Below are 16,923 nucleotides of genomic sequence, written 5' to 3' on the forward strand. Positions count from 1 at the left end.
CGGTCAACTCGTCGTAGGGGAATCACCTTCGGGGAGTCTTTGTTAGCCTTGTCGTGACACCGGCCCGATCCAAGCCCCCGGGCCCAACCTTCGTCGCTCAGAGCGACCACTTGCCGCGAGGCGAGCATGGCGGGTCGGTGTCACTTACACCACATCGGAAGAGGCCCACGCCCCCTCGGGGCCGTGGGCCTCTTCTGTTTCCCCTGCATATCTCGTATGGTGGAAAAAGCTTTCCGAAAACTAAACGACCAGTATTACCTGCTACCCGCAGGTAGGTGCGACCATCGGAAGGCGTCGCCGGGCAGTAGCCACGGCCGCATGGCAATGAAGCTAGGGAAAGCAGAGGAACCCGGTCATGGCAACGGCGCCCAGCGTCTCGTACTCGATGACGGTCCGGCTGGAGGTGCCCGCGAGCGGAACCGCGGTCTCCCAGCTGACCACGGCCGTGGAGTCCTCCGGCGGCTCCGTGACCGGCCTGGACGTGACCGCCTCCGGCCACGAGAAGCTGCGGATCGACGTGACGATCGCGGCCAGCTCCACCACGCACGCCGACGAGATCGTCGAGGAACTGCGCGAGATCATCGGTGTCGTCGTCGGCAAGGTCTCCGACCGTACGTTCCTGATGCACCTCGGCGGCAAGATCGAGATGCAGTCCAAGCACCCCATCCGCAACCGTGACGATCTCTCGATGATCTACACGCCGGGTGTGGCGCGGGTCTGCATGGCGATCGCCGAGAACCCCGAGGACGCCCGCCGCCTCACCATCAAGCGCAACTCCGTCGCCGTGGTCACCGACGGCTCCGCCGTCCTCGGCCTCGGCAACATCGGGCCGATGGCCGCGCTGCCCGTCATGGAGGGCAAGGCGGCCCTGTTCAAGCGGTTCGCCGGCATCGACGCCTGGCCGCTGTGCCTGGACACCCAGGACACCGACGAGATCGTCGCGATCGTCAAGGCGATCGCCCCGGGCTTCGCCGGTATCAACCTGGAGGACATCTCCGCGCCCCGCTGTTTCGAGATCGAGGCGCGGCTGCGGGAGGCCCTGGACATCCCCGTCTTCCACGACGACCAGCACGGCACCGCCATCGTGGTGCTGGCCGCGCTGACCAACGCCCTGCGTGTGGTCGGCAAGGAGGTCGGTGACGTACGGGTCGTCATGTCCGGTGCCGGCGCGGCGGGTACGGCCATCCTGAAACTGCTGATCGCGGCGGGTGTGAAGCACGCCGTCGTCGCCGACATCCACGGTGTGGTGCACGCGGAGCGCGAGGACCTCGTGGACGCGGCCCCGGGCTCCGCGCTGCGCTGGATCGCCGACAACACCAACCCCGAGGGTGTCCGCGGCACGCTCAAGCAGGCCACGGTCGGTGCGGACGTCTTCATCGGCGTCTCGGCCCCCAACGTACTCGGCGGCGAGGACGTCGCGGCCATGGCGGACGGCGCCATCGTCTTCGCGCTCGCGAACCCCGACCCCGAGGTCGACCCGGCAATCGCGCGTCAGACGGCGGCGGTTGTGGCCACCGGCCGCTCCGACTTCCCGAACCAGATCAACAACGTCCTGGTGTTCCCGGGCGTCTTCCGCGGTCTGCTGGACGCTCACTCCCGCACCGTCAACACCGAGATGATGCTCGCGGCCGCGACCGCGCTCGCGGACGTCGTCACCGAGGACGAGCTGAACCCGAACTACATCATCCCCTCCGTCTTCAACGACAAGGTCGCGGGGGCGGTCGCCGGTGCGGTGCGCAACGCCGCGAAGGCTGTGGGCGCGACCACCGGCGCGTCGTGAGTCGCGGGGCCCCGGCCGCCGCTCTAGGGTGGCGGACCATAGCCCGGCGGCTCCAGGGAGTCTCCAGCGAGTGGACGGAACGTCACCACGACGAGGCAGTGGCGCTTTTCGTGTGACTCTGGAGGGTGCCGGATTGGCTTTCCCGCCGTTGGTGGGGGCAGGATGCGTAATCGGGCGCGAGGGTCTGGAACTGCAGACCCGGGTCCGGGGACTGTCCGAGGGCCCTGGCAGCATCGGCTTCGATCTCACGCCTGACAGGCAAGAAGAACACGGGAGTAAGAACATGAACCGCAGTGAGCTGGTGGCCGCGCTGGCCGACCGCGCCGAGGTGACCCGCAAGGACGCCGACGCCGTGCTGGCCGCCCTCGCCGAGACCGTCGGCGAGGTTGTCGCCAAGGGTGACGAGAAGGTCACCATCCCCGGCTTCCTGACCTTCGAGCGCACCCACCGTGCCGCTCGCACCGCTCGTAACCCGCAGACCGGCGACCCGATCCAGATCCCGGCCGGCTACAGCGTGAAGGTCTCCGCGGGCTCGAAGCTCAAGGAAGCCGCAAAGGGCAAGTAAGCACCTGGGTGGTGTCCGCGAAGTGTCGTCCCCCGTCCTCCGGGCGGACGACGGCACTCCGTGGACACTCCCTGGCGACACGAAGGGCGGCCACCCGAGTGGGTGGCCGCCCTTCTGTGCGTTGTCGGTCTCTCTGACGTCTCCTACGCCCTACGGCGTCAGACGAGCGCGCCGCCGGGCAGCTCGACCTTGGCGCCGAGCTCCATGAGCTTCTCCATGAAGTTCTCGTAGCCGCGGTTGATCAGGTCGATGCCGTGGACGCGGGAGGTCCCCTGCGCCGCCAGTGCCGCGATCAGGTACGAGAAGCCGCCGCGCAGGTCGGGAATGACCAGATCCGCGCCCTGGAGCTTCGTCGGGCCCGACACGACCGCCGAGTGCAGGAAGTTGCGCTGGCCGAAGCGGCAGTCGGAGCCGCCCAGGCACTCGCGGTACAGCTGGATGTGTGCGCCCATCTGGTTGAGCGCGGAGGTGAAGCCGAGTCGGGACTCGTAGACCGTCTCGTGGACGATGGAGAGCCCGGCGGCCTGCGTGAGGGCCACCACCAGGGGCTGCTGCCAGTCGGTCTGGAAACCGGGGTGCACGTCCGTCTCCAGCGCGATGGCGTTGAGCGAGCCGCCCGGGTGCCAGAAGCGGATGCCCTCGTCGTCGATCTCGAACGCGCCACCGACCCTCCGGTACGTGTTCAGGAACGTCATCATCGAGCGCTGCTGGGCGCCGCGCACATAGATGTTGCCCTCGGTGGCGAGCGCCGCGGACGCCCAGGAGGCCGCCTCCAGGCGGTCCGGGAGCGCCTTGTGGTTGTAGCCGCCGAGCTGGTCGACACCGGTGATCCGGATCGTCCGGTCGGTGTCCATGGAGATGATGGCGCCCATCTTCTGCAGCACGCAGATGAGGTCCTCGATCTCCGGCTCCACCGCCGCGTTCGACAGCTCGGTGACGCCCTCCGCCAGCACCGCCGTCAGCAGCACCTGCTCGGTGGAGCCGACCGACGGGTACGGCAGACGGATCTTGGTGCCGCGCAGCCGCTGCGGGGCCTCCAGGTACTGCCCGTCCGCCCGCTTCTCGATGGTCGCGCCGAACTGGCGCAGCACGTCGAAGTGGAAGTCGATCGGACGGCCGCCGATGTCGCAGCCGCCGAGGCCGGGGATGAAGGCATGGCCGAGGCGGTGCAGCAGGGGGCCGCAGAAGAGGATCGGGATCCGGGAGGAACCCGCGTGGGCATCGATGTCGGCGACGTTGGCGCTCTCGACGTGCGTCGGGTCGAGCACCAGCTCGCCGGGCTCCTCGCCCGGCCGCACCGTCACACCGTGCAGCTGCAGCAGTCCGCGGACGACCCGCACATCGCGGATGTCGGGCACGTTGCGCAGCCTGCTCGGCCCGCTGCCGAGCAGAGCGGCGACCATGGCCTTCGGCACCAGGTTCTTGGCGCCGCGGACGCGGATTTCGCCCTCCAGCGGGGTTCCGCCGTGGACAAGCAGTACATCGTCTGTGCCGGTCATGAATCTCGCGTTCCGGAGGGTCCCCCTCAGTGGTACGAGGGGAAGGTCGGACAGGGGGCCAGAGAAAAGGGTAAGGGGCTGTCACCCCTGCCCCGTAAGGGCAAGGACGCTTCAGACGCGTAATGAATTCGGTACAACACGTACGGTTCATGCGGTTTCGCGGAGCGTCACCGCCGAGGGCGGGCTCCGGCCGGTGCCGCGGCCCGTCCTGAGCTGCGCCGGTTCTCACACTGTCCTCGCTCGGGCCACGCGCCGGGCCAAGATGCGGGATCATGTCTCGCATGACCGAGGTGTCCTCGCTCACAGGGCGGCTGCTCGTCGCCACACCCGCCCTCGCCGACCCCAACTTCGACCGGGCGGTGGTCCTGTTGCTCGACCACGACGACGAGGGCTCCCTCGGCGTGGTCCTCAACCGGCCGACCCCCGTCGACGTCGGCGACATCCTGGAGCCCTGGGCCGGGCTGGCCGGCGACCCCGGTGTGGTCTTCCAGGGCGGCCCGGTCTCCCTGGACTCGGCGCTCGGTGTGGCCGTGATCCCGGGCGACGAGGGTCCGCTCGGCTGGCGCCGGGTCTACGGCGCGATCGGCCTGGTCGATCTGGAGACGCCCCCGGAGCTCCTCGGCGCGGCGCTCGGCTCGCTGCGCATCTTCGCCGGGTACGCGGGGTGGGGGCCCGGCCAGCTGGAGGACGAGCTCGGCGAGGGTGCCTGGTACGTCGTGGAGTCCGAGCCCGGCGATGTCTCGTCGCCGCAGCCGGAGACGCTGTGGCGGGCGGTGCTGCGCAGACAGCGCAACGAACTGGCGATGTTCGCGACGTATCCGGACGACCCCTCGCTGAACTGACCGGCGGGTGGCACCGCGGGCCGACGGCGAGCCGGGACCGACGGCGCCGGGGGGTCGCGGGTGTGAGTACCCTTGGAGCTCATGAGCACTCTTGAGCCCGAGCGCGGGACTGGGACGGGAACCCTCGTAGAACCGACGCCGCAGGTGTCGAGCGGCGACGGCGACCACGAGCGCTTCGCCCACTACGTCCAGAAGGACAAGATCATGGCGAGTGCCCTCGATGGCACTCCCGTCGTGGCGCTGTGCGGGAAGGTCTGGGTGCCGGGGCGCGACCCCAAGAAGTACCCGGTCTGCCCGATGTGCAAGGAGATCTACGAGTCCATGGGCCCGGGCGGCGACAAGGACAAGGGCGGCAAGGACAAGAAGTAACCCCCGGCCGCGGACCCACCGGGTCCCGGCGGCCGGAACCCCGAACCGGTACGGCCCCTGTGGCGCGCATCTGTGCGCGCCGCAGGGGCCGTTCGCGTTGCACGGAGTGCACCCGGCGGTCACAAGGTGGTTGAGACCTCTTGTCCCCGTGTTTGAGCGGCTCTAGCCTCCTGCGTGTTGTGCAGCACGAAACGTTGGTTGCGTATGTTGCAACGATGACCCGTAGGGGATCACCCATGAAGCTCAGCGCCCGAATCGCCGCACCCGTCGCGGCACTTGTCCTGGCGGGCCTCACCGCCACCGCCTGTGCCCCGCAGACCTCCGACAGCAGTGCCGACAAGGACGAGAAGAAGGGGACCCTGCGGGTCTGGCTGTTCCAGGAGGTCAACAACAAGCCCAAGGAGAAGGTCGTCGACGGGGCCGTCGCCGCCTTCACCGAGAAGCACAAGGGCAGCAAGGTCGAGATCGAGTACATCCCCGTCGAGACCCGCGCCCAGCGGATCAAGGCGGCCTTCAACGACCCGAAGAGCGCCCCGGACCTGATCGAGTACGGCAACACCGACACCGCCGGCTACGTCAAGGACGGCGGACTCGAGGACGTCAGCAAGGAGTTCGGGGAGTGGGAGGACGCGAAGTCCGCCGACCCGACGGCCACCCAGTCGGTCACCGTCGACGGCAAGATCTACGGCGCGCCCTTCTTCGTCGGTGTACGGGCCCTGTACTACCGCACCGACGTCTTCGGCGAACTGGGCTTGAAGCCCCCGAAGACGCAGGACGAGCTGATCTCCACCGCCAAGAAGATCCGCGCCGAGAAGCCCGACCTGTACGGGATCGCGGTCGGCGGCGCCTACACCTACGGAGCGATGCCCTTCATCTGGGCCAACGGCGGTGAACTGGCGAAGGAGGACGGCGGTACCTACAAGTCCGCCATCAACAGCCCGGCCGCCCAGAAGGGCATCACGGCCTACACCTCGCTGTTCGGCGACGACAACTGCCCGGCCGCCAAGTGCGCCTCCATGGGCGGCAACGCGACCGTCACCGCCTTCGCGTCCGGCAAGGCGGCCATGGCGATAGGCGGCGACTTCAGCCACCAGGCCGTGGAGGCGGGCTCGGTCAAGGGCAAGTACGCGGTCGTGCCGCTGCCGGGGGTCACGTCCGGGGAGACGGCGCCCGCCTTCGCCGGCGGCAACAACGTCGGTGTCCTCAAGAGCAGTTCGCACCGCACGCTGGCGGTGGACCTCATGAAGGAGCTCGCGGGCAAGGAGACGCAGCGCAAGCTGTTCGCGGCGATGGGCTTCCTGCCGACGTACACCGACGTGCGTTCCGAGGTGGCGAAGAAGGAGCCGTTCGTCGCCCCGTTCGTCGAGACGCTCGCCTCGGGCGCCAAGTTCGTGCCGGCCTCGCCCGGATGGGGACAGATCGACTCCTCGCTCGTCCTGCCGACGATGTTCCAGGAGATCGTCAGCGGCAAGAAGGACGTGGCCGCGGCGTCGGGTGACGCCGCCAAGAAGATGGACACGGCGTTCTCCGCCGCGGGCTGACCGCCATGACGCACCAAGCGACAGCCGCCGAGCCGGCCGCGGTCCCCGTCAGGACCGCGCCGGCCCCGGCCGGAAGCCGCCGCACGAAACGGCGCGACGGACGCTGGACCCCCTGGGTCTATCTCGCGCCCGCCCTGGTCGTCCTCGCCGGACTGCTCGTCTATCCGATCTACCAGCTCGGCCTGATCTCGTTCCTCGAATACACCCAGGCACAGGTCAGCGGCGGCGAACCGACCACCTTCCAGGGCTTCGGCAACTACCGCACGCTCTTCGCCGACAGTCAGTTCTGGGAGGTCCTGCTCGCCACCGTCGTCTTCGCGGCCGCCTGCGTCGTGGCCACCCTCGCCGTCGGCTGCACGCTCGCCGTGCTGCTGACGCGCATCCGGGCGGTGCCCCGGCTCGCGCTGATGATGGCCGCGCTCGGCGCCTGGGCCACCCCCGCCATCACCGGCTCCACCGTCTGGGTCTTCCTCTTCGACCCGGACTTCGGTCCGGTCAACCGCATCCTCGGTCTCGGCGACCACTCCTGGACCTACGGGCGCTACAGCGCGTTCGCCCTCGTGCTCTTCGAAGTGGTGTGGTGCTCGTTCCCGTTCGTGATGGTCACGGTCTACGCGGGCATCCGGTCGATCCCCTCCGAGGTGCTGGAGGCGGCCTCCCTGGACGGTGCGTCGCAGTGGCGTATCTGGCGCTCCGTCATGGCGCCGATGCTGCGGCCCATTCTCGTCGTCGTCACCATTCAGTCGATCATCTGGGACTTCAAGGTCTTCACGCAGATCTATGTGATGACGAACGGCGGAGGCATCGCCGGCCAGAATCTCGTGCTCAATGTGTACGCCTATCAGAAGGCCTTCGCGTCCTCGCAGTACAGCCTGGGCTCCGCGATCGGCATCGTCATGCTGCTGATTCTGCTGGCCGTCACCCTCGTCTATCTGCGCCTTCTGCGACGCCAGGGAGAAGAACTGTGAGCTCGCTCCGTATCCGCCGTCCCTGGCGCCTCGCGGCCGAGGCATCCGCGCTCGTCATCGCGGTGATCGTGGCCTTCCCGCTGTACTGGATGGTGCTCTCCGCGTTCAAACCGGCCGGCGAGATCCAGTCCACCGACCCGCGTCCCTGGACGCTCTCGCCGTCGCTCGACTCCTTCCGCCGCGTCTTCGAACAGCAGGAATTCGGCCGCTATTTCCTCAACAGCCTGTTCGTCGCCGGGGTGGTGGTCATCGCGTCCGCCCTGATCGCCTTCCTCGCGGCGACCGCCGTCACACGGTTCCGTTTCCGGTTCCGCACGACCCTGCTGATCATGTTCCTCGTGGCGCAGATGGTGCCGATCGAGGCGCTGACGATCCCGCTGTTCTTCCTCATGCGGGACTTCGGCCAGCTCAACACCCTGGGCTCGCTGATCCTTCCGCACATCGCGTTCTCGCTGCCGTTTGCGATCTGGATGCTGCGGGGCTTCGTGAAGGCGGTGCCGGAGGCGCTGGAGGAGGCCGCGTACATCGACGGTGCGAGCCGGACACGCTTCCTGTGGCAGATCCTGTTCCCGCTGGTGTTCCCGGGACTTGTGGCGACGAGCGTCTTCTCGTTCATCTCCACCTGGAACGACTTCCTGTTCGCCAAGTCCTTCATCATCAGCGACACCTCGCAGTCGACCCTGCCGATGGCGCTGCTGGTGTTCTTCAAGCCGGACGAGAACGACTGGGGCGGCATCATGGCCGGCTCCACGGTGATGACCGTGCCCGTCCTGGTCTTCTTCGTCCTCGTGCAACGGCGCCTGGTGTCCGGCCTGGGCGGCGCCGTGAAGGACTGACACGGCAGCCCGCCCGCCCCACCCCGCTCCCACCCTGAAAGGCTGCCGTCATGGAAGACGACGCGTCCCTGATCCCCCGGCCCGTGCTCGTCGAGGCCCCCGGGGCCGCACCGGAGGGCTCCGCCCGGCCCGGGAACGGCCGGCTGGCGCTCGGCGCGCACACCCGCCTCGACGCCGATGCCGGGACCGAGAGCACCGCCCGGTGGCTGCGCGCCGTGCTCGGCGCCGCCACCGGTCTCACCTTCCCCGACGGCGCGGACCCGCACGGCATCGCCCTGCGCATCAGCCCCGACGTGGAGCGGGAACTGGGGCCCGAGGGCTACCGGCTCTGCACCGACGGCTCCGCCACGGGTGCCGCGGTCGTCATCGAGGGCGGCAGCCCCGCCGGTGTCTTCTGGGGCGCGCAGACCCTGCGTCAACTGCTGGGCCCCGACGCCTTCCGCGCCGCGCCGCTGCCGCCCGCGGGCCGCACCTGGGACCTGCCGCGCATCGCCGTCGCGGACCGTCCCCGGTTCGCCTGGCGCGGCATGATGCTCGACGTCTCACGGCACTTCCTGCCGAAGACCGACGTGCTGCGCCAACTCGACCTGCTCGCCGCGCACAAGCTGAACGTCTTCCACTTCCACCTCACCGACGACCAGGGCTGGCGCATCCGGATCGAGCGCCACCCCCGTCTCACCGACATCGGCTCCTGGCGCACGCGCACCAAATACGGCCACCGGGCCTCCGACCTCTGGGACGAGACCCCGCACGGCGGTTACTACACCCAGGACGACATCCGCGAGATCGTCGCGTACGCCGCCGAACGGCACATCACCGTCGTCCCCGAGATCGACATCCCCGGCCACTCGCAGGCCGCCATCGCCGCGTACCCGGAACTGGGCAACACCGACGTCTCCACCTCTCCCGACGGCAAGCCCCTGGCCGTCTGGGACACCTGGGGCATCAACCCGAACGTCCTGGCCCCCACCGACAGCACCCTGCGCTTCTACGAAGGCGTGCTGGAGGAGGTCCTGGCGCTCTTCCCCTCCACGTTCATCCACATCGGAGGCGACGAGTGCCTCAAGGACCAGTGGAAGGCATCCCCGGCCGCCCAGGCCCGTATCGCGGAGCTGGGCCTCGCCGACGAGGACGAGCTCCAGTCCTGGTTCATCCGGCACTTCGACACCTGGCTGTCCGCCCGCGGCCGCCGGCTGATCGGCTGGGACGAGATCCTGGAGGGCGGTCTCGCACCCGGCGCCGCCGTCTCCTCCTGGCGCGGCTATGCGGGCGGTATCGCGGCGGCGGAGGCCGGCCACGACGTCGTGATGTGCCCCGAACAGCAGGTGTATCTGGACCACCGGCAGGACGGCGGCCCCGACGAGCCCATGCCCATCGGCTACGTCCGCACCCTGGAGGACGTCTACCGCTTCGAACCCGTTCCGCCGGGGCTGTCCCCGGAGGCGGCCGCGCACATCATGGGCACCCAGGCCAACGTCTGGACCGAGGTGATGCAGAACCGGGCCCGCGTCGACTACCAGGTCTTCCCGCGGCTCGCGGCCTTCGCCGAGGTCGCCTGGTCGGCGCTGCCCGCGTCCGGCGAACGGGACTTCGCGGACTTCGAGGGACGCATGACCGTGCACTACCGCCGCCTTGACGCACTCGGCGTCGACTACCGGCCGCCCGGCGGCCCGTTGCCGTGGCAGAAGCGCCCTCTGCCCGAAGGAATGACGGGCAGTCTCGGACGCCCGATCGAGGGTGCGCCCCCAAACGTGTGAGCCCGGCGCAAGCCCGGTGCTCGGGGCCGCGCATCCTGTCACGGTGGTAGGGCCGTGAGGAATACCCGCAACGGTCACCGAAGAGTGGCAATCCGCCTGTGATTCCGATGGCGTTCCAAATAGGACGAAGACCGAGCGAAGGGTGCATCCGGTGCGGATGCACCCTTCGCGGACCCGTTCGTCGGTCGGCTCGGAAGATGTGCCAGAGTTGCCACGTCCGGGCTGTGAGCACGTACGGTACGGCCAGCACGGGCGGGACAGCCGGACACCGGGAAGGGGCAGCTGGGTGACCACGCACGCACCGCAGACATCGCAGTCGGTGACGCTGCCGGCTTCGCTCGACGAGGCCGTGGCGGCGCTGACCGACATGCCCGCCGCCGTGCCGGTCGCCGGTGGCACCGACCTCATGGCCGCCGTCAACCGGGGCCAGCTGCGCCCCGCAGGACTCGTCGGCCTCGGCCGGATCAGCGAGATCCGCGGCTGGCGCTACCTGGACGGACACGCCCTGCTCGGCGCCGGCCTCACCCACGCCCGCATGGGACGCCCCGACTTCGCCGCCCTCATCCCCGCACTCGCCGCGTCCGCGCGCGCCGCCGGCCCGCCCCAGATCCGCAACGCGGGCACCCTGGGCGGCAACATCGCCACCGCGGCCCCGACCGGCGACACCCTGCCCGTCCTGGCCGCCCTGGAGGCGGACCTCGTCATCGCGGGACCCGGCGGCAGCCGCCGGGAGATCCCGGTGTCCCACTTGCTCGCGGGCCGCGAGATGCTCGGACCGGCCGAACTCATCGGCTTCGTACGCGTGCCCCTGCTGCACGCCCCGCAGGTCTTCGTGAAGGCCACCGGCCGCACCGGCCCCGGCCGCGCCACCGCGTCCGTCGCGGTCGTCCTCGACCCGGTGCGGCGCGGGGTGCGCTGCGCGGTCGGTGCGATCGCGCCGATGCCGCTGCGGCCGCTGGAGGCCGAGCGCTGGATCGCGTCACTGATCGACTGGGACGGCGAGCGCGGACTCGCGGGCGAGGCACTGGCGGCCTTCGGGGAGTACGTCGCGGCGGCGTGCATCCCCGACCCGGCCCCGGCCGCGCCGGGCGAGGAGCAGCCCGTGCTGCCGCCCGCCGTACTGCATCTGCGGCGCACCGTCGCCGCGCTGGCCCGACGTGCACTGGGGAGGGCGCTGTCGTGAGCAACGAAGAGAATCCGCGGGGGCGGGCGCCGGAGCACGGCGGCTGGGAGCCGACGCCTCAGGGCGAGTACGACGCCGAGGCGACCGGCTTCTTCCAACTGCCCCCCGAGGGCTCGCAGGACGGCGCGCCGCTCGCGGCACCCGGGCACGGCTACGTACCGCCGATGATCATGCCGTTGACGCCGGTGTCCGACCCGTCGGTGCCCGAGGGCTGGCACGTCCAGCAGCCCACCGGCGAGCCCGAGACCGTGCAGTGGCCCGAACCCGGCGGGTCCGCCGGCCACGGTGAGCAGTACACGGACCGGTACTCCGCTGACGCGCACGTCACCGGCCAGTGGAGCTTCACCGAGGGCGAGCCCGCACCCGCCTCCGACGTGACCGGCCAGTGGACCATCCCGGTCGCCCAGGGCGATCTGCCGGAGGAGTCGGGCGAGTTCGCCGCCTCTCTGCTCCAGTCCCAGTGGGGCTCCGCACCGGCGACCCTGCCGGGCGGCGCGTCCGCGCCGTGGGCGAGCGAGGCACCGGCGACGCTGCCCGGCGGCGCACCCGCGCCCTGGGCCACCGCGCCCGCCGGCGGGAGCGCCGCGGACGACGAGCGCACGCCAGAGCCTGAGGCCGCGGAGCCGCCGCCGGCGGAGGACGCCCCGGCCGAGCACGCGTCGGCCGAGCACGCGTCGGCCGAGCACGCGTCGGCCGAGCGGCGCGAGGAGGAGAGCGCGGGGGAGCCGTCGCGGGACGCGTACGCCCCGGAGCCCTCCGCTTCCGCCTCGCCCCCCGAGCCCGCCTCGTCCCCCGAGCCCGCAGCGTCAGCGGATGCTCCCCTCTCCTCGACCGGCACCGAGGAGCACCCGCCCACCTCCTACGTCCTGCGCGTCAACGGGGCCGACCGGCCCGTCACCGACGCCTGGATCGGCGAGTCGCTGCTCTACGTGCTGCGCGAGCGCCTCGGCCTCGCCGGTGCCAAGGACGGCTGCTCCCAGGGCGAGTGCGGCGCCTGCAACGTCCAGGTCGACGGCCGTCTCGTCGCCTCCTGCCTGGTCCCGGCGGCGACCGCCGCCGGATCCGAGGTCCGTACGGTCGAAGGGCTCGCCGGCGACGGCGAACCGTCCGACGTGCAGCGCGCCCTCGCGGCCTGCGGCGCCGTCCAGTGCGGCTTCTGCATCCCCGGTATCGCGATGACCGTGCACGACCTGCTGGAGGGCAACCACGCCCCCTCGGAGCTCGAGACCCGCCAGGCCCTCTGCGGCAACCTCTGCCGCTGCTCGGGCTATCGCGGCGTGCTCGACGCCGTGAAGGAGGTCGTCGCCGAGCGCGGAGCGAGCGCGGCGGCCGCCGCCGAGGCGAGTGAGGAAGCGCGCATTCCGCACCAGGCGCCGCCCGGTGCCGGTAGTGTGCAGCCCCACCCGCACGACGGAGGCATGGCGTGACCAGTGACGCGGCCACCACCGCGACGCCCCAGACGGCCGGTACACCCCGCCCCGACCAGCCGACCCACGGCCTCGGTGCCTCCCTGCCTCCCGCCGACGCCCGGGCCAAGACCGAGGGCACCTTCCCGTACGCCTCCGACCTGTGGGCCGAGGGCCTGCTGTGGGCGGCCATCCTGCGCTCCCCGCACCCGCACGCCCGGATTCTGTCGATCGACACCTCCGCGGCGCAGGAGATGCCGGGCGTACGCGCCGTGGTGACGCACGAGGACATTCCGGGCGACACCGCGTACGGCAGGCGCATCGCCGACCGCCCCGTCTTCGCCTCCGAGATCGTCCGCCACCACGGTGAGGCGCTCGCGGCCGTGGCCGCCGACCACCCCGACACCGCCCGTCTCGCGGCAGCCGCCATCGCCGTCGAGTACGAGGTGCTCGAACCGGTCACCGACCCCGAGAAGGCCTTCGCCGCCGAACCCCTGCACCCCGACGGCAACCTGATCCGGCACATCCCGCTGCGCTACGGCGACCCGGACATCGCGGGCGACATCGTCGTCGAGGGCCTGTACCGGATCGGCCGCCAGGACCCCGCGCCCATCGGCGCGGAGGCCGGTCTCGCCGTCCCGCGCCCCGACGGCGGGGTCGAGCTGTACGTCGCCTCCACCGACCCGCACACCGACCGCGACCTGGCCGCCTCGTGCTTCGGCCTGGACGCCGAGCGGGTGAAGGTCGTCGTGACGGGCGTCCCCGGCGCCACCGGCGACCGCGAGGATCCCGGCTTCCAGCTCCCGCTCGGCCTGCTCGCGCTGAAGACCGGCTGCCCGGTCAAACTGACGGCCACCCGCGAGGAGTCCTTCCTCGGCCACGCCCACCGCCACCCGACCCTGCTGCGCTACCGCCACCACGCGGACGCCGAGGGCCGCCTGGTGAAGGTCGAGGCCCAACTGCTGCTGGACGCTGGCGCGTACGCCGACGCCTCCTCCGAATCCCTCGCCGCGGCCGTCGCGTTCGCCTGCGGCCCCTACGTCGTCCCGCACGCCTTCATCGAGGGCTGGGCCGTCCGTACGAACAACCCGCCCTCCGGCCATGTGCGCGGCGAGGGAGCCATGCAGGTGTGCGCGGCCTACGAGGCCCAGATGGACAAGCTGTCCGTGAAGCTGGGACTCGACCCGACCGAGGTCCGGCTGCGCAACGTCCTCGCGACCGGCGACATCCTCCCCACCGGCCAGACGGTCACCTGCCCGGCCCCGGTGGCCGAACTGCTCCAGGCCGTACGGGACTTCCCGCTCCCGTCCCTGCCCAAGGACTCGCCGGAGGACGACTGGCTCCTGCCCGGCGGACCCGAGGGCGCCGGCGAACCGGGCGCCGTCCGCCGGGGCGTCGGCTACGCGCTGGGCATGGTGCACATGCTCGGCGCCGAGGGCACCGACGAGGTCTCCACCGCGACCGTCAAGGTGCACGACGGGGTCGCCACCGTCATCTGCGCGGCCGTCGAGACGGGCCAGGGCTTCTCCACGCTCGCCCGCCAGATCGTCCAGGAGACGCTCGGCGTCGAAGAGGTCCACGTGGCCTCGGTCGACACGGACCAGCCCCCGGCCGGCCCGGCGGCCCACGGCCGCCACACCTGGGTCTCGGGCGGCGCGGTGGAGCGGGCCGCGAAGATGGTCCGCACACAGCTGCTCCAGCCGCTGGCCCACAAGTTCGGCATGTCCACCGAGCTGCTCCAGATCACCGACGGCAAGATCACGTCGTACGACGGAGTGCTGTCCACGACCGTCACGGAAGCGCTGGACGGCAAGGAACTGTGGGCGACCGCCCAGTGCCGCCCGCACCCCACGGAACCTCTCGACGGCTCGGGCCAGGGCGACGCGTTCGTGGGCATGGCGTTCTGCGCGGTGCGCGCGGTGGTCGACGTGGACATCGAGCTCGGCTCGATCCGCGTGGTCGAAATGGCGGTGGCCCAGGACGTGGGCCGCATCCTGAACCCCGCCCAGCTCGCCAGCCGCATCGAGGCGGGCGTCACCCAGGGCGTCGGCACGGCCCTCACCGAAAACCTCCGCACGGCCCGCGGCCTGGTCCGCCACCCGGACCTGACGGGCTACGCCCTCCCGACCTCCCTGGACGCCCCGGACATCCGGATCGTGAAGCTGGTCGAGGAACGGGACGTGGTGGCCCCGTTCGGAGCCAAACCGGCCAGCGCGGTCCCGGTGGTGACGTCCCCGGCGGCGGTGGCGGCGGCGGTACGGGCGGCGACGGGCAGACCGATCAACAGACTCCCGATCAGACCGCAGGCGGCGGTGGCGGTTCCCCAGGGCTAGGCCGTGTCCCGGGCGGTCCCTCCTGAACACCGCCCCGGCCGCACCGGACCCGGGATCGACCGACTCCCCGCTGTCGACTCCCCGCTTCCGCCGTGCTGGAGGCGGGGAACAGCTGAACGCGCATGACCCGTAGCACTTGCAAGTGAGTGAAGCCGTTCACTAGTGCCGCATCAAGCAACGTTGGCCCTGTTGTGACGAGCCGTCCGGATGGTGATCCGGGCGGCTCGTTGTGCGTCATGCTCTGCGAGTGGCCGAGCGTGTGCGGGTGCGTGAGATCGATGACGACGAGGGCAAACGGCTGCTGCGGATCGTCCGCCGGGGAACCGGATCGGTGGTGACCTGGCGGCGGGCCCAGATAGTGCTCTTATCGGCCCAGGGCATGGACGTGGCCAAGATCGCCGAGGTGACGTTCACCAGCCCCGACCGGGTCCGGGATGTCATCCACAACTTCAACGCCGACGGCTTCTCCTCGCTCTACCCGAAGTACAAAGGCGGTCGGCCCAGGACGTTCACGCTTCCCGAGCGGCGCGAGATCAAGAAGATCGCCAAGTCCAGGCCGGTCGAGCACGGCCTGCCGTTCTCGACCTGGAGCCTGGTCAAGCTGGCCGACTTCCTGGTCGCTGAGGGGGTGGTCGACGACATCAGCCACGAGGGCCTGCGCATCCTGCTCCGCGAGGAAGGCGTCACCCTTCAACGCCTGAAGACCTGGAAGACCTCGAAGGATCCCGACTACGCGGCCAAGAAGGCCCGCGTCGAGCACCTCTACGCCATCGCCGACGGCGAGGTCATAGCTGAGGCGGGCGAGCCCGAGGTCGTGTTCTGCATGGACGAGTTCGGGCCGCTCAACCTCCAGCCCCACCCCGGCAGGCAGTGGGCCGCACGCGGTGGCAAGTACAAAGACCCCGACCGTGAACCGCGGCCGCGTCGCCGTGCGACCTACACCCGACCGCACGGCGTGCGGCACCTGTTCGCCGCCTACGACCTGGGCAAAGACCAGCTCTACGGCCACATCAAGAAGACCAAGACCCGCTCCAAGTTCCTGGAGTTCTGCCGCTACCTGCGCTCCCTCCACCCAGCCGGCACACGCATCGCGATCATCTGTGACAACTACTCCCCGCACCTGACCACCAAACGCTGCCAGCGGGTCGGGACCTGGGCGGCGGCGAACAACGTGGAGATCGCCTACACCCCGACCAACAGCTCCTGGCTCAACCGGATCGAGGCCCAGTTCACCGCCCTGCGCTACTTTGCCCTCGACGGCACCGACCACCCCACCCACAAGGCCCAGGGCAGCATGATCCGCCGCTACATCATCTGGCGGAACAAGAACGCCGCCGACAAGCGCCTCAAAGCCCTCGTGAGCAGGGCAAACGTCGCCTGACCTGCTACGGCGGGCGGCGTCACCACAGGTGCAGGAAACTCCGGACATCGTCATAGCCGTCGAGGGCCCGACCGTCCACGTCCGTCGGATCCGCCTGGGCCCTCGCCGACAGCGACTCCGCCAGCGCCAGGGCTTCATCACCGAGACGACCGAAGCGTCGAGCGGCGTGTCCCAGACACAGGCCGGCCAGTCCTAGCAGCGGACTACCCGACACAGCCCGCGTCCCAACCTGTACGCACCAGTGCTCGATGAATCCCGCGTCGTCGTCGTTCAATGCGGTCCCGACCAGGACTCCCGCTGCTTCGCCCTCTGCTGAGCGGTCACGCAGGGCCCGCTCCATCGTCTCGACCACTACCTCGTGAGGCAGCGCGGGAGGGTTCTCGAAGCTCAGATGAGAGTGCACTCCGCGAGACTACGCGGAGCGCACCCAACAGCTACCTGCCGCCCCAAGACAGGGCGAGCG

Annotated in this window: 14 protein-coding genes; 12 read left to right on the forward strand and 2 right to left on the reverse strand. The window is 70.4% G+C overall.

The window, feature by feature from the left end; genetic code table 11:
* Positions 1–355 precede the first annotated feature (355 nt).
* Both RPQ07_RS22960 and RPQ07_RS22965 read left to right on the forward strand, forming a co-directional pair.
* Positions 356–1,780, forward strand: a complete 1,425-nt coding sequence (locus RPQ07_RS22960; protein WP_313946060.1) for an NAD-dependent malic enzyme — start codon at positions 356–358, stop codon at positions 1,778–1,780.
* A 283-nt stretch (positions 1,781–2,063) separates the two neighbouring features.
* Positions 2,064–2,345, forward strand: coding sequence for an HU family DNA-binding protein (locus tag RPQ07_RS22965; RefSeq protein WP_004571953.1), 282 nt, complete (start codon positions 2,064–2,066; stop codon positions 2,343–2,345).
* Between the two features lie 158 nt (positions 2,346–2,503).
* Here the strand turns inward: RPQ07_RS22965 and murA are convergent, their stop codons facing one another.
* Entirely contained in the window at positions 2,504–3,844 is a 1,341-nt protein-coding gene (murA, locus tag RPQ07_RS22970; protein WP_313946061.1) for a UDP-N-acetylglucosamine 1-carboxyvinyltransferase, read from the reverse strand.
* Positions 3,845–4,125: 281 nt separating this feature from the next.
* Here murA and RPQ07_RS22975 point away from each other — a divergent pair, with 281 nt between their 5' ends.
* The 10 genes from RPQ07_RS22975 to RPQ07_RS23020 all read left to right on the forward strand — a co-directional run bounded on the left by RPQ07_RS22975 (position 4,126) and on the right by RPQ07_RS23020 (position 16,460).
* Complete coding sequence (locus RPQ07_RS22975; RefSeq protein ID WP_313946062.1) at positions 4,126–4,686, forward strand: YqgE/AlgH family protein; 561 nt, start codon at positions 4,126–4,128, stop codon at positions 4,684–4,686.
* A gap of 81 nt (positions 4,687–4,767) precedes the next feature.
* Positions 4,768–5,055 (forward strand): DUF3039 domain-containing protein, encoded by a 288-nt coding sequence (locus RPQ07_RS22980; protein WP_313946063.1) that lies wholly within the window; start codon positions 4,768–4,770, stop codon positions 5,053–5,055.
* A gap of 236 nt (positions 5,056–5,291) precedes the next feature.
* Positions 5,292–6,596: an extracellular solute-binding protein gene (locus RPQ07_RS22985; RefSeq protein WP_313946064.1), complete on the forward strand. Its 1,305-nt coding sequence runs from the start codon at positions 5,292–5,294 to the stop codon at positions 6,594–6,596.
* Between the two features lie 5 nt (positions 6,597–6,601).
* Positions 6,602–7,564: a sugar ABC transporter permease gene (locus RPQ07_RS22990; protein WP_313946065.1), complete on the forward strand. Its 963-nt coding sequence runs from the start codon at positions 6,602–6,604 to the stop codon at positions 7,562–7,564.
* A complete protein-coding gene (locus tag RPQ07_RS22995; protein WP_313946066.1) occupies positions 7,561–8,400 on the forward strand; it encodes a carbohydrate ABC transporter permease in 840 nt (279 codons plus the stop codon). The genes RPQ07_RS22990 and RPQ07_RS22995 overlap by 4 nt, the downstream gene beginning before the upstream one ends.
* A 50-nt stretch (positions 8,401–8,450) precedes the next feature.
* Positions 8,451–10,157 (forward strand): beta-N-acetylhexosaminidase, encoded by a 1,707-nt coding sequence (locus tag RPQ07_RS23000; RefSeq protein ID WP_313946067.1) that lies wholly within the window; start codon positions 8,451–8,453, stop codon positions 10,155–10,157.
* A gap of 286 nt (positions 10,158–10,443) precedes the next feature.
* Complete coding sequence (locus RPQ07_RS23005) at positions 10,444–11,340, forward strand: FAD binding domain-containing protein (protein WP_313946068.1); 897 nt, start codon at positions 10,444–10,446, stop codon at positions 11,338–11,340.
* Positions 11,337–12,767 carry a (2Fe-2S)-binding protein gene (locus tag RPQ07_RS23010; RefSeq protein WP_313946069.1) on the forward strand — a complete coding sequence of 477 codons (1,431 nt, stop codon included), beginning with the start codon at positions 11,337–11,339 and terminating at the stop codon, positions 12,765–12,767. The genes RPQ07_RS23005 and RPQ07_RS23010 overlap by 4 nt, the downstream gene beginning before the upstream one ends.
* Positions 12,764–15,079 (forward strand): xanthine dehydrogenase family protein molybdopterin-binding subunit, encoded by a 2,316-nt coding sequence (locus tag RPQ07_RS23015; protein ID WP_313946070.1) that lies wholly within the window; start codon positions 12,764–12,766, stop codon positions 15,077–15,079. Before RPQ07_RS23010 ends, RPQ07_RS23015 begins: the two co-directional genes overlap by 4 nt.
* Before the next feature lie 247 nt (positions 15,080–15,326).
* Entirely contained in the window at positions 15,327–16,460 is a 1,134-nt protein-coding gene (locus RPQ07_RS23020) for an IS630 family transposase (protein WP_313942390.1), read from the forward strand.
* Positions 16,461–16,479: 19 nt separating this feature from the next.
* Here RPQ07_RS23020 and RPQ07_RS23025 read toward each other — a convergent pair whose 3' ends face one another.
* A complete protein-coding gene (locus RPQ07_RS23025) occupies positions 16,480–16,863 on the reverse strand; it encodes a hypothetical protein (protein ID WP_313942391.1) in 384 nt (127 codons plus the stop codon).
* Positions 16,864–16,923: the final 60 nt, after the last annotated feature.

Source organism: Streptomyces sp. AM8-1-1 (assembly GCF_032229325.1).
In the GTDB taxonomy this organism is placed as follows: domain Bacteria; phylum Actinomycetota; class Actinomycetes; order Streptomycetales; family Streptomycetaceae; genus Streptomyces; species Streptomyces achmelvichensis.

Excerpts from the sequence above, each read along its gene's own strand:
- RPQ07_RS22965 (WP_004571953.1), top strand. The coding sequence starts at position 2,064 with ATGAACCGCAGTGAGCTGGTGGCCGCGCTGGCCGACCGCGCCGAGGTG.
- RPQ07_RS23000 (WP_313946067.1), top strand. The coding sequence starts at position 8,451 with ATGGAAGACGACGCGTCCCTGATCCCCCGGCCCGTGCTCGTCGAGGCC.
- RPQ07_RS22980 (WP_313946063.1), top strand. The coding sequence starts at position 4,768 with ATGAGCACTCTTGAGCCCGAGCGCGGGACTGGGACGGGAACCCTCGTA.
- RPQ07_RS22960 (WP_313946060.1), top strand. The coding sequence starts at position 356 with ATGGCAACGGCGCCCAGCGTCTCGTACTCGATGACGGTCCGGCTGGAG.
- RPQ07_RS22985 (WP_313946064.1), top strand. The coding sequence starts at position 5,292 with ATGAAGCTCAGCGCCCGAATCGCCGCACCCGTCGCGGCACTTGTCCTG.
- RPQ07_RS22990 (WP_313946065.1), top strand. The coding sequence starts at position 6,602 with ATGACGCACCAAGCGACAGCCGCCGAGCCGGCCGCGGTCCCCGTCAGG.
- murA (WP_313946061.1), bottom strand. The coding sequence starts at position 3,844 with ATGACCGGCACAGACGATGTACTGCTTGTCCACGGCGGAACCCCGCTG.
- RPQ07_RS22975 (WP_313946062.1), top strand. The coding sequence starts at position 4,126 with ATGACCGAGGTGTCCTCGCTCACAGGGCGGCTGCTCGTCGCCACACCC.